The following is a 15,875-nucleotide window of genomic DNA, read 5'->3' on the forward strand; positions in this document are numbered from 1 at the left end:
CCCGGTCGGGACCCGCGGTACCGGCGTGGAGTTCCCGAGCGCGGGTGCCGGTTATCCGTTCCGATCGGTGACCAGCGAGAGCCGATACGGGTCCCCCCGAAACCGGGCGTCCGTCTCGATGTCGGCGGGAAGTTCAACCCCAGCGTGTGCTTCGAGCAGCTCGCCGAGTTCCGCCAACCCCGGCGAAGCCCCGGTTTCGCCCGCGCCGGGGTGCCAGGACACACAGCGCTCGATGTGTTTGTCCTCGATGGCGGTTTCGACAACGACGACCGCCTCGGCCGAAAGCCGCTCGGAGTCGAGGACGAGCGGCGACTGGACGGTACGCACCGGTTGCAACGACAGCCGAACCGTCGCGCCACGACAGTCAGCACCGGGATCCGAGACGCACCCGGCCAGAGGCAGAGCCACCGCGAGCAGACAGACGTCGCGGCGCGTCGAGCGACTGTCGGCGTCACGGGGTGTCGTCGATGGTCGCGCTGCCGAGCGCACGTCTGCCGTTGGCTGCATACCGGGCCGTTCGTTCCTGAATTAAAAGGACGTTCTGATTTCGGGGTAGTGTTCAGATACGCTGATTCCATGCGAAGCTGAACGATCCGATCCAGTCGGCGGCGGTTTTTATTTCTATAGAAACACGTTCAAAAAATAAACCAGCCAGGTGCAGTTGAACACTGAGCCTCATCAGAAACGTCGGTGCCGCTTCTCGTTCAACAGACTCTAAGTCAATCTCGTCTAAATGCCCGTTGAGACGGTCGTTTTCGGGCATAGATCACTCAGAAAACCCTACGCTTCACTCTTCAATCCGTATTTGAACACCGCGCGTCGCGATGGACAAACAACTATGAAGGAAGCGTCCGTAGATGACGTATGGCAGATGCCGAACCAACCGAAGAGCGGATCGACGAGACGACCACCTGGCCCGACCTCGCGATCAGCCTCTACGACCGACTCACGGGGCGGGGCGCGGAGATAATCTACGAGTTCGAAGACATGGAAGTCGAGGTTCCAAGCGGGACCGGCGAGGACGTCGAGCACGCCCGCTGGCGCCTCGACGGCGAACTCCGGGTGTCGACCGAAGAGCGTGACTGAGGCCCCAACGTCGCTACACGTCGACGCCGACCTGACAGTTTCGGTGGGCAGCGCCGAGGCCGAGGTCCGTTCGACTGGCGAGCGCCTCTTCGTCGAGTTCCACTCACTGTCGGACGCCCGCGCGATGGCAGAGGCCCGCCCGGGAAGCGTCGTCGACCGGCTCCCGGCGGCGCTACGGGCGGCCGATCTCACCGTCGAGACCCGGGTCCGGGGACGGACCGTCCTCGTCTCGGGACGGGAAGCGTCCCCCGGCGCGCTCTCGGAGATTCTCGGGAGCGCCCCCGACGAGGTCCGGCTCGCGGGCGTCGCGGGGGCGGCTGCGGGCGCGGTCGAACCGTACGTCCACGCCGTATATAAACGTCTCACCGACGACTCATAACGAGCACAGATGCACTACCGACAGCCGAACGCCGACAGGACGACCTGGAACGACGCAATAGACGACATCCTCTCCGAGGAACTCGACCGGGACGACGAGATCTCGGTAACCGTCGAGGACCTCGAGATCGACGTCCCGCTGGCGTTCGATGCGGATGCGCCGCGTGCGACGTGGCGCTTCGAGGGGAACCTCACAGTACGCGTCGAGGGCGACGCCGACCCCCTCGCCGACTGGCTTCGTTTTTGGGCGCGCCGGTCGGGCGCCGGACGCTGATGAGCGTCCGCCTGCGCGTATTCGGGACACATCCCCCCCGCATCGCGCACGGTGTTGAGATACTGAAAGAAAACGAGTGGAACACCTCAAAGACGTGGTGCGAATGTGGTGCGACCGCCGATAGCGCGCGCGGTCGAAGCGGGGACCGAATCGAAGGGAAGTGGCTGCGGTTCGAATCCACCCGAAACGACCTGTGCCACGAACGGCAGCCGTCGTCTCACTCCGTGTCGCCGACACTACTATGCGATTGCCAGGCGTACCCGTAGGTATGACACCCGAGACAGACGATACGGAATCGACGTCGACGCTGGGGCGAGTGCTGGTTGGACTCGGACTCGCATTTCAGGCCGTTGAGGACTTCCGGGATATGGACGACACCGTCGAGTACGCCGACTCGGCCGGTGTCCCGCTGCCGGAACTCGTTGCCCCGTTCGCCTCGGGAATGATGCTCGTCGCCGGGGTCGGTATCGCGCTGTGGCGACTCCCCAGACTCGCCACCGGGGCGGCGGCTACGTTCCTCGCCGTCGTCACGACGACGATGCACGACTTCTGGAACGCCGATCCCGACGACAAAGGTGGCGAACGACTCGCCTTCTTCGGCAATCTCGCGATGTTCGGCGCGGTGATCGTGTTCCTGCGGAAAGCATACGAGTGACATCCTCTCGCGGGTAAAGGCGCGGGCCTCCCACCCGGTGTTGGCCGGGCAGGTCAATCCCGACGGTTGGGAGTCTACGGTTTGCTGGACAGTCAGCCAGTGGCTTTGCCACGAAGCCGTTACTCGTACCCTGGAGAGGGCTTCGAGGTACCTGATTGTTTAACGACTGTCGGCGTGGTCGGCTTACTGTTTGTTTCCGGCTGTGAACCGTGGCGACCACCGAGTCAACCGCCAGTTCTCCACGCACGACGTATGGCACGATGGGTTGTAACGTAAATTGTCGGATTCATCTGGTAGCTAAAGCCACCAGTATTCTCCTCGAATCTCTATAAACTGCTCCGGGGTCGAGCCCCGGGGCACCCTGCTTGTTGTCTCTGTAGACAGCACCGCACTCCGCCGGCACCGCAACCCCGGCCGTGTTAGCCGTTTCTGGTCGGCGGCTTCTGCAGGCCGGGCTCGTCGCTCTCCCCGAGCGGGTCGGGGTTCGGGAACTCCTCAATCTCGGGGTGTTGTTGATATAGCGCACACCAGTCCTGCGAGCGGACCCGCCCCTCGACGATCGCACAGGCACCGGCCATTCCCTCGTCACCCGTGTGTTTGCTCGGAATGAAGAATCGGCAGTTCGCACAGAGTTGATACCCCTGTGGGTGACACTGGTAGGCCGCGTCTTCGCGGGCGGTCAGGTCGTCGGGGTTTCGCTGGATGCCGGCAGTGCTTTCCGCAGTTCGGTACTCCTCGGAGACTTCGATGTCGTTTTCCTCGACGCACCAGTTCGAAGCCCGCTCGGTTTCGGCTTCGTCTTCAGCCCCGCCGTGATCTCCGTTGCCGCCGTGATCTCCGTTACCGCCGCCGCCACCGAGCCCCAAGCAGCCGGCGAGCGCGGCGACGGACGCACCGCTCGCCGCCTGCAGAAACTGCCGCCGCCTCGAAGTGCTCGTTCCGGACTGTTTCGTCTCCGCCCCGCTGTCTCGTTCGTTCGACATCTCTATAGATCTGTTTTGACCGCTACTCCCTAATCTTTGCTGTCCGATTGCGGGCGACGGCGGACGTCCCGCCGGCAGGGGTAGTTGACACGCCGGAGGGGGAAACACAGACCCGTATCGAACGGGCTCAGAGCCACTCGTCGGGTTTCGTGTCGTAGTCGACCTCCGTCGCGCGGATGTCCGCTATCTCCTCGTCCGGGAGGTCCTCGCGCTCGAAGGACTCGCCGTCGAACCGGAGTAGCGTCCCCCGCTCCGTCGGTTCGGGTTCGCGGTCCCGCCGTCTGGCGACCTCGATGTCGTGTTCGTCGAACTCCTTGCGGATCGTCTTCAGCGCCACCGGCCGTCCCCACAACTCGAAGACGCGTTCGAGGGTCTGTTTGGCCTGTTGGAGGTCGAGTTGGACCCCGTTGTAGTGGTGGGCGAGCAGCAACTCGTTTCTGTTCCGGAAGTTGCCGTCGTGGACGGCGATGGTCGGCTTTCCGAAGTTCGTGAACTGCAACATGAGCTTCTTTTTGACGTCCTCGGCGGCCGTCGACGTGGCGCGGAAGTCACCCGTCGTGTGGGTGAACTCGTAAGTAAAGTACTCGTTGGTCTCGACGAACTCCTCGGTGAGGAACTCGTCGAGGAACGTGACGTCGTTGTGGCTCTCGCGGACCTCGAACATCCGGTCCCAGCCGGCTGCTCTGTCGACGTCATCCAGGGCCGCCTCGACGGAACCATACCGGTCGGTCTCGAAGAGATACCGCGCAATCCGTTCGAGTTCGCCCTGGGTGACGCGCTTGAGAAAGCCCCGGTGCTCCCGTTTGACCAGCGAGTAGTGGCGCTCGGCCATCCCCTGGTAGGTGAGCAGCTTCCAGGGGTAGCGTTCAACGCCGACGTCCTCGCCGTTCCGGACGCGTTCGAGGGTCTCGGCGTCGATCCGCGGATCGTCGGGAGCGAGCGACTCGAGGTGGCCGACCGGGTCTGTGACGACCGGGTCCGGCTCTAGGTACTCTAGCACCCGATCGAGGTCGACCGAGTCGCCGAAGTTCCGCCACGTCACCCCCTCGACGCGGAGCAGGTGTTCTATCACTGCCCGACGGTTCCGGCGGTTCTCGACGTACTGCCACAGCTCGAAGCCAAGTTTGTAGGGGTTCAACCCCGGAGAGCCGAGTACCTGGGCCATGTGATCGGCGTAGGAGACGAACTCGTCGTCGCCGGCGAAGTTCTCGTCGGCCATCATCCGCGACTCGTGATAACTCGCCCACCCCTCGTTCATCACCTTCGTCATCTTCTGTGGGGCGAAGTAGTATGCCTCCTTCCGCAGGAGCTCGAGGATCTCGCGTTGCCACTCCTCGTACTCGCTCGCCCGCTCCGAGGCCTCGTCGTAGGCCTTCCCGTGAGCCGTCAAAAACGCCAACACGTCCAGTTCGGGTTCGGCAGGGAACGCCGTCCCGTCCTCGTCGCCGGTCATCGAGTCGAGGAACGACTCGTCGAACACCTCGTCTCTGACCTCCTCGGAGAGGTCCAGATCGTCCAGTCGATCCTCGATATCCGCCGTGATGGCGGGCTCGTCCTCGGGATCGAGCGCCGCCGAGAAGGGTCGGTGCTGGTCGACGTTGTCCTCCAGACAGAGCACGTGATCGATCCACTCCTCTACGGCCTCCCGGGAGATCTCCGGGTCGTCCATGTACTCGGCGATCACGTCGGCGTGACGCTCCAGCATCGCTGCCGCGTCGGGCGATTCCGAAAACATCCGGAACCACTCGTTGTTCCTGAAGAAGTCCGCGTGCGCTTCGACGTGCGTGATGACTGCTTTCTGGTCTGCGAGCTCGTTCGACTCCTGGAGGAAGGCGTTTGAGGGATCGTCGTTGTTGACGATCTCGAAGGCCTTCCCACCGAGGAACTGCCGCTGTTTCCGCTGGCGGTCGTAGCTCATTCCCCACCGCCAGTGGGGATACCGGCGCTGGAAGCCGCCGTAGGCGATCAGCTCGTTCATCTCGTCGTAGTCGACGATCCAGTAGTTCACCTCGAAGGGGTCGAGGCCGAGCTTTTCGGCGAGTTCGTTCGCCGCCCGGGCCGGTTCGGTCAACCCGTCGGCGATCCGCTGTTTGTGGAATCTGTCGTCGGTGCTCATGCGTCGTCCTCCGTGCTGAGTATCGTGTCGATCGCTTCGACCACGTCGTCGGGGCCCTCGACGTAGGCCACGGCGACGTTCGAGACCTCGGAGAAGTGGCGCTCGATTTCCCCCGCGTGGGTGGCGTTGATCGCGTTCCCCGACGGCTGTGTCTCCACGTAGGCGTGGAGGTTCGCCGGGATCTCCTCCATCATCGGGATCACCCGTTCTTCCGTGTCGTTCGAGGAGTTCTCCGAGTCCCCTGCGGCGAACACGTAGCGGTTCCACTCGCTCCAGGGGTACTCCGACTCGAGGACCGCCGCCGCCAGTTCGTAGGCGCTGGATATCCGGGTGCCGCCGCCCGACCGGATGCCGAAGAACTCCTCGCGGTCGACCTCCCAGGCGTCGGCGTCGTGGGCGATGTAGACGAACTCGGCGTTGTCGTACTTGCCGGTGAGATACCAATCCAGCGGGGTGAACGTCCGCTCGACGAGTTCGCGCTTGGCCTCCCGCATCGATCCGGAGACGTCACGGATGTTTACGACAACGACGTTCTTTTCGCGCTCTTCGACGATCTCCGGGTAGCGATAGCGCTCGTCCTCGCGCCTGAAGGGGACTTCGTCGATCCCTTCCCGACGGATCCGGGCCGCGGACGGCTCCCTGTCGACGCTCGCCGTCATTTCCTCGATCGAACCCCACCTGGAGCGCTCCTCTGCCGGGATCGACTCGTAGGCGTCCTCGATCCACGCCCGCGAGACCGGGATGTGCTCGCCTCTTGCCCACTCGAAGACCGTCGCGGGACCCCACCCCTCGACGCGGAGGGCCTCCTCGATGTACGTCTCGTCGAAGTCCATCGCCAGTTTCCGCTTGAGGCCCTCCTTGAACAGCCGTTCGAAATCGAGCGTGCTCGCCGGCCCCGAGCGCGTGATGTCGGTGAAGTCGCCCTCCGTCTCCTCGATCACCTTCTTGCCCTTCGGCTCCAGGTCGAGGCCCAACTCCTCGTCGAGTTCCTCGGCGAACTCCTCGGGATCCATCTCGTAGTGTTCGTGCTCTGTCCCTTCCTCGCCGGGGTCGCCGTCCGCGCCGTCGTCGCCGGGTTGGGGCTGTGGCTCGCCGACCGGGTCGCCGACGTCCGGCGTCCCGCCCTGGCCCTGGCCGACCCCACCCATGTCGCGGGGATCGTAGGCGAACTCCGGCGGGTCGACGATCTTGATCGGAATCCGGATCTCGTCGGGGCGGGACTCGCCCAGGTCGCCGTATTGGATGAACTCCGAGAGGTCCTCTCGTTTCGCCTCGCCGACCTCGCGGTACCGGTCGAGGTCGTCTCTACGCCCCACGGCCGATCACCTCCTGTTTCCGACGCTCGGCCGCGACGGACGTCGTCAGCCGTTCTCGGCGTCCAGCCGCGATCGGTCCCTCGCGGGGACCGTCGGCCGCGAACCCGATCAGTCCCATCGGTAACTCACCTGTCCCATGACGTGTCTGCTAGTCAACTCCGCGGACGCGGCGGAGTAGTCGAACATCTCCCGGAGGTTCGCGATCGTGCGCTCTTTGACCACCTCGGTCTCGGTCCCCGACGGCGGGTCGTCCCACTGGTCGGGATCGAGGTCGGCGTACGTTCGTCGGACGTCGTCCCAGTCGTGGCTCCCGAGGACAGTTCTGATGACGGGGATCTCCCGGGGGTCCACGTCCGAGATCCGGAAGTCCGAATCGCGGTTGCGCCAGGCGTGGCGGTTCAGCGCCGTGATGACCTTCTCGGCTCGGAACGTCTCGACGCCCTCCGTCGGGTCGGTTCCCCGGTAGTCGTCCTCGTCGAAGCGGCCGAGGTGTTCGATCTCGAACACTTTCATTTTCAACGGATCCGGTTCGACCGCCTCGCCGCGGTCGTTCGTGATCCGCTCGCCTTCGACCCACGCGTAGACGTGTTCGATGTACTCTTCGACGGTCGCCTCGTCGACTCGCTTGTCGCGCATGATCGCATCGACTACGTCGGACTCCTGGCGGCTGAACACGTGATTCTTGATCGGCACGAGTCGGCTCTCGTACTCGTTTCGCTCGTTCGGCGAGAACACGGGCGCGTCGTCGAGACCCTCCACCATCGCGTTCAGGACGTCCCGTGGCATGATGACGTTCTCGACGTCCAAGTCCGGATGGTGACGCTCGGTCTCCTCGTACAGCAGATCGGCGAGCGTATCGCGGGTGTACGTGACGGGAATCCCCCTCGATCCCTCGGTCGGGTCGCCGAAGTCGAACTCCTCGCGGTAGCGGCGCTCGTCGCCGTCCTGTAAGTAGCCGCGGTCGTAGATCAGTGCCTTGTCGACGAGGTCCAACCCCGGCGGCAGTGACTCGGTGTCGAGTCTCGTCCCGATGGCGTACAGCGCTGCCGCCTCGATCGTGTGCGGGGCGAGTTCGCGTTCGCGAACCTCGCCGTCGCCGCCGCGAACCGAGATTCCGATCGGTGCCCGGTAGGCGGCTTCGAGTTGCTCGTAGCTGTCGGCCTCCCAGATTTCCGTCTCGTTCGTGAGTTCGCGCTGGAGGAGTTCGGCCTCCAGCGAGAGGTTCGTCAAGTAGGTGAACTCGTGTTTGTCGAGGCGTCGCTTCAGCGCCTTCAGGGGGTCCGACCCCTCCCGTTCGGCGTGTTGGTTTAGCTGTGCCTCGAGGTCGGGGTTCGAGATGATGATCATCTGGGTATCGATGTCCATCCCGATTCCCTTGTCGAGTTTCACCGCCCCCTCGTCGGGGACGTTCAACAGCTTCTGGAGCAGGTCTGCGTGTTGGGCCGCGTCCTCGACGATCGTGAGCAGGCCGTTGCCCTGCGAGAGGACGCCGTCGTAGCTGAACGCCTGTGGGTTCTTTCGCCCCCGGGAGTCGAGCCGCTGTAACATGCCGGCCATCCACGACCCGACGAGTCGTTCCTTCGGCGAGCCGTCGTCCTCGCTGTGGAGGACGCCGATCCCCTGCCCAACGTCGACAACGAAGTTCTTGACGCGGAGGTGGCGTTTGTCCGTGATGGCCGAAAACAGGTTCTCCGTGCCTTCGCGTCGGTACTGCTCTTCGAGGTGGTCGTAGGCCTCCCGGCTGAAGGGATCCAAACTGGTCTCGAGGTGGATCGGAATGTGGTCGTCGAGTGCTTCGTTGAGGTCCTCGAGGATCGCGTCCCGAACGGGTTCGGGAAACACGGACAGGGGGTGCGATTGGACGGGCGAGGCGTACCACTCGTCCTCGTTCGGCGGGGCCGAGTCGCCGTAGGTCATCCCGACCGATCCCTCGCTCCCGGAGTTATCGACGTTCCACTCGACGGTGTAGCGACGACCCGCATCGGTCTTCGAGTACTCCCGGAGCCCGTTTATCAGACAGCGCTTGAGCTCCGACTTCCCGGTGGCGGTGGGGCCATCGAGCCAGAGGATCTTCTCCTCTTTGCCCCGTCGCGCCGCGATCGATCGGAGGTCGTCGACGAATGCGTTCAACACCTCCGTGTTGCCGAGAATGGCGTGTTCGCCGTCGTTGTAGGGATCGTCGAAGAAGCGATAGCGCTCCGTCCGTTCGCCCTCCTCGACGACCGAACGCGTGCCGGCCGCCTCGATGGCCGCAAGCAGGTACTTCGAGGCGTGGGCCGCCGATTCGGGGCGTTCGAGCACGCGATCGACGTACTCGGAGATCGACATCGGCGGCTCGTAGGTCTCCGCTAAAGCCTCGTCGGCGCGGTCGACGTACCCGTCGGTCATTCCTCTTCCATCTCCGCTTTGGCCACCTCGGCGCCGGCGAACTCGAGCACCTCCTTTGCACCCTCGGTGCTGTACCCTTGCTCTTCTAAGGCGTCGACCCACGCGTTTCGCTCGTCGTCGTCGAGGTCGCCGCTGGAGACGAGCGCCGAGAAGTTGATATTGTGCTTTTTGTCCTCCCAGAGCTTCCGTTCGAGCGCCCGGCGGAGCCGGTCGTTGTCCTGCGGTTCGAACGTCTCGCCCTCGCGGGCGCGGCGGCTGACCCAGTTTGCGACCTCCTGTCTGAAGTCGTCCTTCCGATCGGCCGGCACGTCGAGTTTCTCCTCGACGGCCCGCAGGAACGTCTCGTCCGGCTCGGACTCCCGGCCGGTGATCGAGTCCTCGACGGTGTCGTCGTCGATGTAGGCCATGACGTGATCCATGTACTTCTCGCCCTGTCGTTGGATTTCGTCGAGGTCGTACGCCAGGGCGTGGCGGACGTCCTCGATCGCCCGCTCTTTGTACTCCTCGCGGACCAACTCGAGGTACCGGTAGTACGTCTCGAAGTTCTCTTCGGGGATCGAGCCGTGATTCTCGAGGTTGCCCTCGAGATGGTTGAACGCCGTCAGCGGCGAGAGGAACATCCGCTCTCTGTGCATCGAGTCCATGATAGCCTCGGCGATCTCGTCGCCGATGAAGCGCGGCGAAACGCCGTCCATCCCCTCGCCGATGTCGGCCGTCTCCTCGGCCTCGTCGCGGAGCTTCTTGACGTCTATGTCCTCGCCCTCGTCGATCTCGCCGTTGTAGGCCTTGGCCTTCTGGACGACGGAGACGGTGCCGCCGTCGGGCTCCTCGATGCGTGTCAACACGCCGAACAGCCCGGCCATCTCCAGGGTGTGTGGCTCGACGTGGATATCCGGGACGTCGGCGTTGTTGAGCATCTTCCGGTAGATCTCGGCCTCCTCTTCGTACTGGAGGACGTAGGGGAAGTCGATCCGTTTGGTCCGGTCGTTGAACGCTTCCATCTTCTCGTCGCCCTTTTTATCTCGGTACTCGGGCATGTTCGTCCGACCGACGATGACCTGGTCGATGTCGATACGGGGGTTGTTTTTCGGCTTGATAGTCTGTTCTTGGCTGGCGTGGAGGAAGTCATAGAGGAACTCCCGCTGGAGTTTCAACAGCTCCTCACCGGAGAAGATGCCGCGGTTGGCGTTACAGAAGGCTCCGGAGTAGTCGAACGCCCGTGGGTCGCTCTCGCCGTAGACCGCGATCTTCGAGTAGTTGACGTCGCCGGTGAGTTCGGTCTCGTCTTGGTTCTTTTTGTCCTTCGGCTCGAACGTCTCGACGGCCTGGCGTTTGTTTTCGTCGGCGAGCAGGCGGACGACCTCGACGTGGTTCTCCAGCACTGCCTGGAGGTCGTCGTCGTAATGTTCCAACAGCGCGTCCATGTAGAACTCGCTCGCGGGATCTAACGCCTGCTCGTTGCGGATCGTGTAGGGGGCGTCGAGCCGGTCGTTGAGGTCGTCGATGACCCGCTTGCGGCCCTCGAGCGGCAGGAGGACGATCGGGTCTTGGTTCATCGGCGACCGGACGACGTCGTCGGCGGGGTCTTGATCCGGGAGGACGTCACAGAGCCCGGTCCAACGGAAGGTGTACATCCGACCCGCCTCGCGCGTGGTGTAGTCCTCGAAGTACCGCCGGATCTGTCGGTCGAAGTCGGACTTCCCCGACCCGACGGGGCCGAGCAGGAGTTTGATCCGCTTTTCCGGGCCGAGACCACGGGCGCCGGATTTCACCTTGTTCGTGAACTCGTGGATCGCCTCGTGGATGATCCGCCCGTAGAAGGTGTTCTCGCCGTCGCCCAGCGGGTCCTCGGCGGCGATGTCGTACTCGACGATCCCCGCCTCCTCGTCGTAGGCCGTGCCGTAGTAATCGAACATATCAGCCAGCCGCTGGTGGGCATTGCGGGCGATCTTCGGGTCGTCGTATAGCTCCTGCAGGTACCACTCGAACGACCGCGTCCGGCGGAGGTCCGACGGGATCGTGCTCCGATACTCCTTGCTGAGTTCTTCGAGGGTTTCCATATCACTCATTCTATCACGGGGACGCGACGTGTCCCGTCCGCTGGCCGTCGTCTCGGCGTTCGATCTCCTGCTCAAACCGGTCTCTCCCGAACGACGCATCGACACGGGTGCCGAGAGACGGTGATCGATACCGATACTATCTTGTATGAGAGTGCTACGCACTCATAAATGTTGTTACCAGTGCCCACGATATTCGACCGCACGCAGTCCCGAAACCCGGCAAGCGACGACCTATTCCACGCTCCCCGTGAATCGATGACTGGCGGCGGCCCGAGGATCTTTTATAAACATCCGCCCGACAGCCGATACGGACGACTTCCCGTGGAGGCCGGCACGGGACGTGGGGATTATATAAATCGGCTCTGTAGAACGGGCATGGACAGACAGCAGATCATCGCGGTGTTCTTCGTCCTGCTGATGGTGATGTGGCTGGTGGCCGCCGCGGCGACGGTGTTGTAACGGTCGCGGGGCCGTGGTGGCCCCGACGAGAAGCCGGACACCGGTACCGAGACGTCGATTTACAGGCGGTCGAGGCGAATGCCCCGGGGCTTGGCCCCGACGAGAAGCCGACAAGCTGTGACACAAATCATTAAGCAAACATATGTTTAATCAAGAGACAGCGATGGAGTACAGCCACCGCTACCCTGCATACCCGACACAACAGGTAGTCGGTGAACTGGAACGTCACATCGACATTCATCGCCAAGCGTACAACTACACTCGGTACGAGTACGAGAACGTGGATGCCGACGACATTGGCTCCGCGTACAGACACCACTATCGACTTCCCGGTTGGAAAGACGAGTTCCCCGCCTTCTCGGAAATCAATTCGAAGGCTCTGCAACGAACTGTCACCCGGTTCTACCAGAACCTCGACGGCCTCTCCGAGAAGAAACAGAACGGTCGGAAGGTCGAGAAGCTCGACTGGAAGTCACCGAGAGAGTTCCAGAGTATAACGTACTCGCAGTCCGGCTTCGAACTCAAAAACACGAGTGGCCGACGCGCGACGCTCTGGCTCTCGAAAATTGGTGACATCCATCCGCTACCACCGCGAAATCCGATGAAGCAGACATCAAAGAAGTCACAGTCAAAAAAGAGACGACTGGTGAGTGGTTCGTCTCCTTCGGGTTGGAACCCGACGACGCAGACCTGCCCGAGAAACCCGCCGTGGACTCGTTGGACGCGAGTAGCGCAGACTCTCATGGAAAGAACAAGGGTCGAACAACTACGAGAGGCAACGTCGTGAGGTGGCGAAGGTGAAACGCCACATTCGGCGGAAGGTGCTGGACTACCAGCACAAGATTACGACGTGGCTCGTCCGCGCGTACGACGCCGTGTTCGTTGAGGACTTGGAAGTGAAAGAGATGCTCGAACAATCGCATAATGCTCACAACAAGCAAGATGCGGCGTGGCGACAGTTCATCACTGTGATCGAATACAAGGCCGACCTGTACGGCTGTCACGTCGTACAACCCGAAGCGGCAGGAACGACAAAAGAGTGTGCGGCGTGTGGTGTGGAGACGGCGAAACCTATCTCGGTCAGGGAACACTCCTGCCCGGCGTGTGGGTTCGAGTGTGATCGTGATGCGAACGCGGTCGTCAGACCACGTCTGACGGGCAGCAAAGTCGCAAAGCGATTTTGCGACGGCGATGAACGTCCTCGAGCGCGGTTGTTCTGAACTAGGGCTGGGATGGCCCGAAGACACGCCTGTGGAGGCTGCACTCCCTACGGACACGACTCAGTTCGAGTCTGTGTCTGCAACGCGCGTCATCGAAGCAGGAAGCCTCGGGGTCGTACGGAAGACGAAGTCTTCCGCGATGACGAGACGCTCAGCGCCTCGAACCACTTGACCCCGAGGCGATTCACCGACCTGCCATCTCTCCTGTGGGGTGAAAAATGACTGCCATGCAGCCCTGTCTTTGTGGGGGATCTGCTCCTCTGTAACGCCGCCCGGGAGCTATTTGTCGTCGGCTTCCGACAGTACCCGTATGGACGACACGGAACTCCTTTCGCTCGCCCGGGAGGCGGTCGAACGGTCTTACGCACCGTACTCGGAGTACTACGTCGGTGCCGCGATCGAGACCGGCGACGGGACGACGTTCACCGGCTGTAACGTCGAAAACGCGAACTACTCGAACAGCGTCCACGCCGAGGAGTTGGCCCTCTCGAAGGCGGTGGCGGCCGGGCACCGAGGCTTCGAGGCGGTCGCCGTGAGCTCCGACCGGCGCGACGGGGTGACCCCCTGTGGGATGTGCCGACAATCGCTCGCGGAGTTCTGTGACGACGGGCTCAGAGTCGTCTGTGACCCCCCGGACGGGCGGGCCAGTTACACCCTGGGCGAGTTGCTCCCGGACACGATCACCGCGGGCCACCTCGAATGACCAACGCCAGCGAGGATCCCAGCGAAGACAAACAGTACCACCTCGGGCTGTATGAGGGCGAAGTCGACGGTCCGGTGTTGCTCCCGGGCGACCCGGGCCGCGTCGACGTGATCGCCGACCTGTGGGACTCGGCCGAGGAACTCGCCAGCCACCGCGAGTACAGAAGCGTTGTCGGGGAGTACGACGGCGAGCCGGTAACTGTCACCTCGACCGGGATCGGATCGCCGTCGGCGGCCATCGCCGTCGAGGAACTCGCCCGCGTCGGCGCGGAGACGTTTCTCCGCGTCGGGTCGTGCGGGGCGATCCAGCGGCACGTCGGCGTCGGCGACCTCGTCATCACCACGGGCGCGGTCAGACAGGAGGGGACAAGCGACGAGTACGTCCGCGAGGACTACCCAGCGAGCGCCCACGGCGAAGTCGTGACCGCACTGGTGGCTGCCGCCGAACGGCTCGGCCACGAGTACCACGTCGGCGTCACCTGCTCGACCGACTCGTTTTATACCGGGCAGTCCCGCCCGGGCGTCGACGGGTTTCGGGCCGCCGGCAGCGACGCCCAGATCGAGGCGCTCCGCGAGGCGGGCGTGCTCAACTTCGAGATGGAGGCGAGCGCGATCCTGACACTCGCGGGGCTGTACGGACTCCGCTCGGGAGCTGTCTGTACGGTCTATGCGAACCGTGTCACCGGCGAGTTCCGGACGGAGGGCCAACGGAAGGCGGCGGAGACGGCGTCGCTGGCCGCGGCGCTTCTCGGTCGGATGGACCGAATCAAAGAGCGCGAGGGTGTCGACCGCTGGCACGCCGGGCTATCGCTCGGCGATGTGTGAGTCCGCTCGGGACGCCGTCACATGTCCGGGAACGCCTTCGCGGCGTCCCCGAATCCGGTCACCGTGGTGATCCAGCGGGCGGCGACGGTCTTTTTCAGCGCCTTCGCCGCCGGGCCGCCGAAGGTGTCCATCGGGAGCCCCTTGACGTCGTGTGCGACGGCCTTGCTGCCGACGGAGATGAGCGTCCCCTTGTCCTCGTGTGTCCACTCGACGAGCGGCTCGTCGCGGATCGCACGAGCGATGTTCTCGCCGGCGACTTCGGCGGCCTGCCAGGCGGCCTGCGCCGTCGGCGGTGCGGGGTTGTCCTGGCCGGACTGGTCGACGAGCGCGGCGTCGCCGAGCGCGAACACGCGCTCGTCGGACGTCCGGAAGTCGGAGGCTGCCTCGATGCGATTGCTCCGTTCGTCCTTGTCGAGGGCCGCGGTCTCGGCCGCGTCCTGGCCTGTGATACCGCCGGTCCAGAGCAACACGTCGTAGTCGAGTTCCGTCTCGTCGCCGACGTACACCGTCGCGTCGTCGACCTCGCCGATGAACTCGCCGGTGTGGACCTCGACGTCCTTCTCCTCGAGGAGCTTTCGAAGCTTCGCCTGCACGACGGGGTCGTTGTTCGGGAAGACGCTGTCCAGCCCCTCGACGAGGTGGATCTCCAGCGGCGCTCGGTGCTTGTCGCGGAACTCCGCGATCTCGCCGGCGGACTGGATGCCGGAGAGCCCGGCTCCGCCGACGACGACCTGTGCGGGGTCGTTTCGAGCGGCTTCGCGGGCGGCCTCGGTGACGGCATCGTGGATCTCGAGTACGTCTTCGAGGCTCTTGAGCGTGAGCGAGTGCTCTTCGAGGCCATCGATACCGAAGAAGGCGGTCTTCGAGCCGATACCGACGAGCAAATAGTCGTACTCGACAGTCGAGTCGTCGGCGAGTGTGATCACCCGTTCGTCGGTGTCGATGGCGTCGACACGCCCCTGTACGAACCGCGTCGCGGGCGATTTGATATCCGAGACGTCGAACGTGATCTTCTCTTTGACGTCCGGGTTCCGGATGCAGCGGTGGGATTCATGGAGCACCAGGTGGTGGTCGACGTCCGATACCCAGGTAAGATCGGCCTCAGCGTCGAGTTCCGATTCGAGCCGCTTGATCGCGCCGGTACCGGCGTAACCGGACCCGAGCACGACGACATCCTCTGTCATAGTGGTGTATCGCTGCCCCACCGATACAAACCTGTTGGAAACGGTTCGTCGCCGGGCGACGCGGGTTCCGTTTGAGACGCTCGCTCACGTTGAACTCTGCGTTTGCTTCGGCTTTCAGTTTGAACTGTACGTTCGTGAGAACAGTCCCGAGGCGGTGGCGAACGAGTACCGGTACGTGTCGGACGACACCCATCGGCTCGGCCGCGAGCCATCAGCTCGGTTGGTCGGT

The 15,875-nt window shown here is 63.5% G+C and carries 15 protein-coding genes and 2 pseudogenes; 8 read left to right on the forward strand and 9 right to left on the reverse strand.

The genetic code is table 11. The annotated features are described in order from the left end of the window. Positions 1-51: 51 nt before the first annotated feature. Positions 52-507 (reverse strand): hypothetical protein, encoded by a 456-nt coding sequence (locus NMLP_RS06995; protein WP_049926249.1) that lies wholly within the window; start codon positions 505-507, stop codon positions 52-54. A 136-nt stretch (positions 508-643) separates the two neighbouring features. Continuing rightward, positions 644-763, reverse strand: a pseudogene (locus tag NMLP_RS14765) (IS6 family transposase); the annotation flags it as partial. A 101-nt stretch (positions 764-864) separates the two neighbouring features. Here NMLP_RS14765 and NMLP_RS07000 point away from each other — a divergent pair. The 4 genes from NMLP_RS07000 to NMLP_RS07015 all read left to right on the forward strand — a co-directional run bounded on the left by NMLP_RS07000 (position 865) and on the right by NMLP_RS07015 (position 2,393). Beyond that, entirely contained in the window at positions 865-1,086 is a 222-nt protein-coding gene (locus NMLP_RS07000) for a hypothetical protein (protein ID WP_015409424.1), read from the forward strand. Next, complete coding sequence (locus tag NMLP_RS07005; RefSeq protein ID WP_015409425.1) at positions 1,079-1,465, forward strand: hypothetical protein; 387 nt, start codon at positions 1,079-1,081, stop codon at positions 1,463-1,465. Before NMLP_RS07000 ends, NMLP_RS07005 begins: the two co-directional genes overlap by 8 nt. A gap of 9 nt (positions 1,466-1,474) precedes the next feature. Further along, complete coding sequence (locus NMLP_RS07010) at positions 1,475-1,738, forward strand: hypothetical protein (RefSeq protein ID WP_015409426.1); 264 nt, start codon at positions 1,475-1,477, stop codon at positions 1,736-1,738. 268 nt (positions 1,739-2,006) lie between these two features. After that, entirely contained in the window at positions 2,007-2,393 is a 387-nt protein-coding gene (locus NMLP_RS07015) for a DoxX family protein (protein ID WP_015409427.1), read from the forward strand. 419 nt (positions 2,394-2,812) lie between these two features. On the opposite strand, the gene NMLP_RS07020 is transcribed toward NMLP_RS07015, so the two are convergent. From NMLP_RS07020 to NMLP_RS07040, 6 genes are all read right to left on the reverse strand, one after another. Beyond that, positions 2,813-3,376 carry a high-potential iron-sulfur protein gene (locus NMLP_RS07020; protein ID WP_015409428.1) on the reverse strand — a complete coding sequence of 188 codons (564 nt, stop codon included), beginning with the start codon at positions 3,374-3,376 and terminating at the stop codon, positions 2,813-2,815. Positions 3,377-3,503: 127 nt separating this feature from the next. Beyond that, positions 3,504-5,492 (reverse strand): SpoVR family protein, encoded by a 1,989-nt coding sequence (locus NMLP_RS07025; RefSeq protein ID WP_015409429.1) that lies wholly within the window; start codon positions 5,490-5,492, stop codon positions 3,504-3,506. Next, complete coding sequence (locus NMLP_RS07030; protein WP_015409430.1) at positions 5,489-6,808, reverse strand: YeaH/YhbH family protein; 1,320 nt, start codon at positions 6,806-6,808, stop codon at positions 5,489-5,491. The genes NMLP_RS07025 and NMLP_RS07030 overlap by 4 nt, the downstream gene beginning before the upstream one ends. After that, on the reverse strand, positions 6,798-6,926 hold the full coding sequence (locus tag NMLP_RS16005; RefSeq protein ID WP_269453350.1) for a hypothetical protein: 129 nt from the start codon (positions 6,924-6,926) through the stop codon (positions 6,798-6,800). Before NMLP_RS16005 ends, NMLP_RS07030 begins: the two co-directional genes overlap by 11 nt. Beyond that, entirely contained in the window at positions 6,917-9,196 is a 2,280-nt protein-coding gene (locus NMLP_RS07035; RefSeq protein WP_015409431.1) for a PrkA family serine protein kinase, read from the reverse strand. The genes NMLP_RS16005 and NMLP_RS07035 overlap by 10 nt, the downstream gene beginning before the upstream one ends. After that, positions 9,193-11,265 carry a PrkA family serine protein kinase gene (locus NMLP_RS07040; protein WP_049926251.1) on the reverse strand — a complete coding sequence of 691 codons (2,073 nt, stop codon included), beginning with the start codon at positions 11,263-11,265 and terminating at the stop codon, positions 9,193-9,195. The genes NMLP_RS07035 and NMLP_RS07040 overlap by 4 nt, the downstream gene beginning before the upstream one ends. 312 nt (positions 11,266-11,577) lie before the next feature. On the opposite strand from NMLP_RS07040, the gene NMLP_RS15405 reads away from it, so the two are divergent. The 4 genes and pseudogenes from NMLP_RS15405 to NMLP_RS07055 all read left to right on the forward strand — a co-directional run bounded on the left by NMLP_RS15405 (position 11,578) and on the right by NMLP_RS07055 (position 14,462). After that, entirely contained in the window at positions 11,578-11,715 is a 138-nt protein-coding gene (locus tag NMLP_RS15405) for a hypothetical protein (protein WP_160169580.1), read from the forward strand. 163 nt (positions 11,716-11,878) lie between these two features. Beyond that, positions 11,879-13,107, forward strand: a pseudogene (locus tag NMLP_RS16155) (RNA-guided endonuclease InsQ/TnpB family protein). 138 nt (positions 13,108-13,245) lie between these two features. Beyond that, positions 13,246-13,638, forward strand: a complete 393-nt coding sequence (cdd, locus tag NMLP_RS07050) for a cytidine deaminase (protein WP_015409434.1) — start codon at positions 13,246-13,248, stop codon at positions 13,636-13,638. Next, a complete protein-coding gene (locus NMLP_RS07055) occupies positions 13,635-14,462 on the forward strand; it encodes a nucleoside phosphorylase (protein ID WP_015409435.1) in 828 nt (275 codons plus the stop codon). The genes cdd and NMLP_RS07055 overlap by 4 nt, the downstream gene beginning before the upstream one ends. Positions 14,463-14,479: 17 nt before the next feature. Here the strand turns inward: NMLP_RS07055 and NMLP_RS07060 are convergent, their stop codons facing one another. Beyond that, a complete protein-coding gene (locus NMLP_RS07060) occupies positions 14,480-15,646 on the reverse strand; it encodes an NAD(P)/FAD-dependent oxidoreductase (protein ID WP_015409436.1) in 1,167 nt (388 codons plus the stop codon). Positions 15,647-15,875 lie beyond the last annotated feature (229 nt).

This window comes from Natronomonas moolapensis 8.8.11 (assembly GCF_000591055.1).
Taxonomy (GTDB): Archaea; Halobacteriota; Halobacteria; order Halobacteriales; family Haloarculaceae; genus Natronomonas; species Natronomonas moolapensis.